This is a genomic window from Nonomuraea lactucae (assembly GCF_003313395.1).
GTDB lineage: Bacteria > Actinomycetota > Actinomycetes > Streptosporangiales > Streptosporangiaceae > Nonomuraea > Nonomuraea lactucae.
The window spans coordinates 1-5554 of sequence record NZ_QNFZ01000824.1; the positions used below are offsets into that span (position 1 = coordinate 1).

At 69.8% G+C, this 5554-nt stretch carries 4 protein-coding genes and 1 pseudogene; 2 read left to right on the forward strand and 3 right to left on the reverse strand.

The annotated features are described in order from the left end of the window. Nucleotides 1-256, reverse strand: a pseudogene (locus tag DQW85_RS28675) (hypothetical protein); the annotation flags it as partial. A 117-nt stretch (nucleotides 257-373) separates the two neighbouring features. Here DQW85_RS28675 and DQW85_RS28680 point away from each other — a divergent pair. Then, nucleotides 374-1834, forward strand: coding sequence for an alpha/beta hydrolase (locus DQW85_RS28680; protein WP_113702989.1), 1461 nt, complete (start codon nucleotides 374-376; stop codon nucleotides 1832-1834). Nucleotides 1835-2144: 310 nt separating this feature from the next. Here the strand turns inward: DQW85_RS28680 and DQW85_RS28685 are convergent, their stop codons facing one another. After that, nucleotides 2145-3359 (reverse strand): PucR family transcriptional regulator, encoded by a 1215-nt coding sequence (locus DQW85_RS28685; protein ID WP_113702990.1) that lies wholly within the window; start codon nucleotides 3357-3359, stop codon nucleotides 2145-2147. A 322-nt stretch (nucleotides 3360-3681) separates the two neighbouring features. Further along, the gene (locus DQW85_RS28690) at nucleotides 3682-3951 is read right to left on the reverse strand and encodes a transposase (protein ID WP_205315483.1); all 270 of its coding nucleotides are present in this window, start codon (nucleotides 3949-3951) and stop codon (nucleotides 3682-3684) included. Nucleotides 3952-4602: 651 nt separating this feature from the next. Between DQW85_RS28690 and DQW85_RS28695 the strand changes: the two genes are divergently transcribed. Then, the gene (locus tag DQW85_RS28695) at nucleotides 4603-5484 is read left to right on the forward strand and encodes a DUF4394 domain-containing protein (protein ID WP_205315484.1); all 882 of its coding nucleotides are present in this window, start codon (nucleotides 4603-4605) and stop codon (nucleotides 5482-5484) included. The last annotated feature ends 70 nt before the right edge of the window (nucleotides 5485-5554 follow it).

Genomic DNA, 5554 nt, shown 5'->3' on the forward strand with positions numbered 1-5554 from the left:
CGCGGTCCGGGGTGCGGTGCGGGTCGGGCAGCGCGGGGACGCCGAGGAGCGCGACGCGCCGCCGCTCGGCCGCCGCGAGCGGGGACGTCAGCAGCGGCATGAGCACGTACGCGCCCGCCACCAGCGCCACCGGAACCCACACCAGGGCCAGCAGGCCGCTGACCACGCCGGTGAGTACGTAGGCCGCGGTGCGCAGCGGCCAGGTGGACGCGACGAAGCGCAGGGGAGCACCGCGCAGCGCCTGTGCCACTTCCATGGCCGCCACTGTACGAGGTAGGGCCTGCCCACCCCCGGGACTGGGTGCTGGGACTCCTGTGCCCGCCCGCCGCACCACCTTGGATGGGCATTCGACACGTCGCGAAGGAGGAGCTTCATGGTGGGATTCGCGCGCATGCTGGCGGCGGTGCTCACGGGCACTGTGCTCGTCACGGGCAGCACCGCATTGCCGGGCAGCACCGCGGCATTGGGGCCGGAGATCGCGTGGGCGCCGTGTGCGGCCAACCGGGCCGTCGAGTGCGGTGTGCTGCACGTCCCGGTCGACTGGGGCCGGCCGGGCGGGGCGACGTTCGGCCTGGCGGTGGCCCGGCTCAAGGCAGCGGAGCCGGGGCGGCGCATCGGCGTCCTGGCGGTGAACGTCGGCGGCGGGCCGGGCACCGAGTTCGTCCAGGGTGAGGCGAACACGTACTTCAGCAAGGAGATCCTGGCCAGATTCGACGTCGTGGGCTTCGACCCGCGGGGCGTGGGACGCAGCTCCCCGGTGCGGTGCTCGGCCGACATCGTCCGGCGCGAGCCCCTGCCCACGCCGCGTGACCAGGCCGATTTCGACCGGCTCCGGGCGTACGCCGTCGAGCTGGCCGCCGACTGCCGGCGCCGCACCGGCCCGGTGGCCGATCACCTCGACGCGGTCAGCCTCGCCCGGGACCTCGACGCCGTACGGGCCGCGCTCGGCGAGCGCACGATCAGCTACCACGGCGTGTCCGCGGGAACGCTGCCCGGGCAGCACTACGCGGAGCTGTTCGGGAGCAACCTGCGGGCGATGTCGCTCGACAGCGTCCTCGACCACAGCCTGCCCACCGGCCCTTTCCTGGTGAGCCAGGCGGCCAACGCCGAGGACGCGTTGCTGGCGTTCGGCCGCTGGTGCGCCCGGGACCGGGCGTGCGCGCTGCACGGCAGGCACGTGTCGCGGGTCTGGGACGGGCTGATGGCCCGGGCCGACCGGGGGACGCTGCGCGATCCCGCCCTGGCCGGCCGCGTGCTCAGCGCGTACGACCTGGCCACGGAGGCGCATCTGGGCGGCCTCATGGGACCGGATTACTCCTGGCTGGCCGAGCGGATCGCCTCGCTGGAGTCGGGCAGGCCGGGGCCGCGCGGCGTCGTACGCGGCCGGCCGGGCCCGGAGGTGCGGGAGATCGAGCATCCGGCCCCCGCCGCCTGCCAGGACTGGCGGCTGACGATCCCGGACCACCGGCGGCTCGCCGCCCACGCCGCGAAGATGCGCCGGGTCGCGCCCCACATGCGTACCCAGCCCGACACCCAGGCGTTCGCGCTGACCTGCGCGGTCTGGCCGGTCGAGCCGCGCAACCCCCAGCACCGGCTGAAGGTGCCGGCGGGCACTCCTCCGATCCTGCTGGTCAACGCGCGTCACGACCCGGCGACCGGGCACGCGATGGCGGTCGGCGTCCGCCGGCAACTCGGCCGGGGCGCGTCGCTGGTGACCTACGAGGGAGCGGGCCACGGCGTCTACCAGCGCACGGCCTGCACCCGGCGGGCGGTCGACGACTACCTGCTGCGCCTGCGCGTCCCCGCCGAGGGCCGCCTCACGTGCGAGGGCTGACCTCTGCCTTCACCCGCCACAGCGGCATCGTCGCCAGCACGGTGAGCACCGTGGCGGCCGAGGTCAGCAGGCCGGCCTCGCCCAGAGGGTGTGACCCGGATACGCGGGGCTACGAGATGATCTTTGGCTCTGACGGGCGATCGGGCGGTGCGCGCCGCCCTGGCCCTGATCGCCGGCCTCGTGATGGGATGGCTCCTCGGCTGGGCGGGGACGGACTGGCCACCGCCACGCGACCACCTGGTACGCGACCACCTGGTACGCGAGCGCAACCGGCCGCGTTCAGGGTGCCGTCGGGAACTGGTGTCTGGGCTCAGGTCCAGGCACCGGCCAGAACCCGGGCGACGGTGGTGCTCAAGATTCGCACACCGCGCACCGAGCCGGGATCGACCATGGCCAGGTCGCGTACGCGTTGCAGGCGGTAGTCCAAGGTCCTGGGATGGATGTGCAGGGCGGCTGCGGTGGCGAGCCGGTTCATGTCAGCGCGGTAGTAGGCGTTCAACGTCAGCACCAGATCGGGCCCGTTCGCCAGGCGGCGGGCGATCTCCCGCAACCAGTGGTCGACCTCGGGGAGTTGGGCGGCGCCGAGTTCGACGAAGACGTCGGCGACTCCGCAGACGGTTCGCGGCGTGGTTTCCACCGGTGCGACGTGGGCCACGCGCCGTGCCAGCTCCGCCGTCTTGGTCAGGGCGTTCACCGGGCCGGCGGCCGTCCCCACCGCGCAGGGCCGGCCCACCCGTCCCACGATCTCGCGGACCAAGCTCAGGAGCCGGTCGCCCTCCGATGCCATGGGCGACAACGACAGGGGAGACAACGACAGGGAGCCGTCGTGCGGCACCAGAGCGAGCAGCTCGTTCGGTTGCTGCCAGCACAGTGGTACGAGGTGGCTTTTGAACACGCTCGCGACGAGCTCGTCGTGTGTGGTGTCGGTTGTGGTGTCGGCGCGGCCGAACAGTTGGCCGGGCACCCTGACGATGACCACCAGGTAGTGCTCGTGCAGGTCAACGCCCAGGCTGCGCGCGAGGCTGGGGGCGGTAGCGTCGCCGGCGAGCAGCAGCTGGGTGAGCGTACGCACCCGGGTCGCCACGGAAAGGCGCAGGTGCTGCTCGTCCATGTACGCCGTGAGATAGGAGTCGGTGCCTCGCGTGCCCTGGGAGCCGAACCACGACATCAAGTGCAGCACTTCCCGCACGTCTTGCCCCTCAGCCGCGTCGTAGATCTCGCGGAGCATCAGGTTGGCGTGCAGCGTCAGCACCCGCCGTGCCGTATCGAGGGAGAACCCGCGCCGCGCCCGCCGCTGACCGATGTCCCCGATGAAGGACAGGTCCCCGGCCACGAGCGGCTGATCTTCGCTGACGCGCTCGACCGTACGCCGGCGAAACCAGACGGCGTAGTCCAGCGTATCCGCGTACGCCTTCGGGTCGGCGGCCTCCTTGCTGTATTCCGGTAACTCGCGCATATACGCGCTGACTTCGGCTCGCGCGTTTGCGTCCGATCGTTTCATCAATAATCGTAGCAGGTCGCTCACGCTGGTCGATCTCCCCTTTTTGTGCGCGTGCCATTTCGCGCACCACGTCGGTCCGAATACCCATCAAATTTTCTGGCCGAGCACATCCTCATGCTAGCTCGCCATGGCGCGACGTCCAGCATCGCGAACAGTCCGGATAAGCATCGCGCCCGGTCATCGGCGGCAACCTCGATTCGTCAGCAGCTGTTCTGTGAGTGGCTCCGCAGTTTGCCAGTAATGTCCCCGATGCGGTTACGTGGGCCGTCGCATGACGCTGCGGGGGAGCCGGGTTCCACGGGCCCGCGCTGGGCTCCTTCCTGATCGTTGCGGCGGGGTCCGGCCCTCAGGCGAGGCCGGGCACGTCGATCAGGCGCGACCAGGCCATGACGAACGCCTGGGCCCAGGGCCAGGCGCGCTCGAGTCGCAGGTAGCGATGCCTGGCGTGGGTGCTCAGCCGGGCGGGCAGATGGTAGAGCCGGTAGCGCATGGTGGCCGGTCCGGCGCTCGAATCGTCTTGATCGTGCAGCGTCACCAGGCGTACCCAGCAGCCCAGGTAGTGGCCGAGGTTGGCGGCCCGCACGGGCCGGAGCATCCAGCACTGCGCGCCATCCACCCCGACAAGGATCTTGGCTTGGCACCACCTGCGGGCCAGCGAGTGAAAGCCGTGGGTCTTCTTGAACGTGACCGCCGGCCGCTCTTGTCCGAGGCCGAGGTGATGCGGTGGCGGCGATGTCGATGATGCGGGTCAGCATCGGCCCGTCCAGGCCGGCCAGCGCACGGCGGGTGGTGGAGTCCGACGGCGCCGCTTCGCACAATTGTCGCGCCAGGTCGCCTGCCGCCCTGCCGGCGCAGTCCGCCAAGGGCCATGGTCAGCCCGCTCGGCACCCGGTACGCGCGTTCACCGGAAGGGTGCGCCTGTTTCTGCACTGGACACGACTTCGACACTCGAATCCTTGCAGCTCAGGGGGCACCTTTCTGTTGTTTCAGGCTAATGCCGTCGGACCGCTTGAATACCCGAGGGTGACACTCCGCTATTGCCGCACTACCACTGCCCTGTCAAGCCGATTGTAAAGGTGAAATGCGACAACCGTAGGCGTTGCGGTAAATCGCAATCTGACCCTTCTCCTGGCTGCTTGTTTCAACATATGTTACGACGACAAAGCCTCCCACTCTAGGTAAGGCTCATGCCGACGACAGCGTCGGCACATCCGGACCACACGGCTGCCGGCCGAACCGGCCGGCCCGACACGATGAGGGAAAATCGATGCAGGGACGAATCAAGAAGGGGATCACCGCGGTGATCGCGCTGGCGACCGCGGCGGTCATCACCGTCGGATCGGCGGGCCCCGGTACGGCGGCGGGTTCGGGTTCCACCACGACCACCCCGCTGCGGGCCTTCGGGATCACCGGTGATGGCCGGCTGATGGCCACGTTCCTGACCAACAAGCCCGAACAGCTCGACTGGGTCAGGCGGATCTCCGGGCTGGTCAACGACACCTTCGTGATCGGGATCGACTTCCGGGTACAGGACGGCAAGTTTTACGCCGTCGGTAACCACGGCGGCATCTACACCATCTCGCTGCCCACGGGCAACCAGGACGTCATCGTCACGAAGGTCTCCCAACTCAGCGTCGGGCTGAAAGGCGCCACATTCGGCGTCGACTTCAACCCGGCGGCCGACCGGCTGCGGGTGATCAGCGACACCGGCCAGAACCTGCGGCACAACCTCGCCACCGGTATGACGATCTCGGACTCCGTCTTGAGCTCCGCTCCGAGTGGCCCGCCGATCACCGGGGTCACCGCCGCCGCGTACACCAACAACGATCTCAACGGCGACACCGTGACCACACTGTTCGACCTCAACCCGGCGACCGACCAGGTCGTCGTCCAATCGCCGGCCAACAACGGCCTGCTGGCCCCGACCGGCGCTCTCGGCCAGGACGCCGCCACCAACGCCGGCCTGGACATCTACAGCGACCTGAGCGATGGCAAGACCATCTCGAACTCGGGCTTCGCCACCCTCGTCCTCCCGAACGGCGACGCGGTGCTCCACACGGTCGACCTGCTCACCGGCGCCGCCACCAGGATCGGAGAGGCGTTCCCCCTGTCCATCACCGACATCGCCATCGCTCTCGACTCGGACTGACCACCGTAAGGCGTCGAAGGTCAAGTGGCGGGGGCTCCGTCCGTCTCCTCGTCCCTACGTAGCCGGCAAC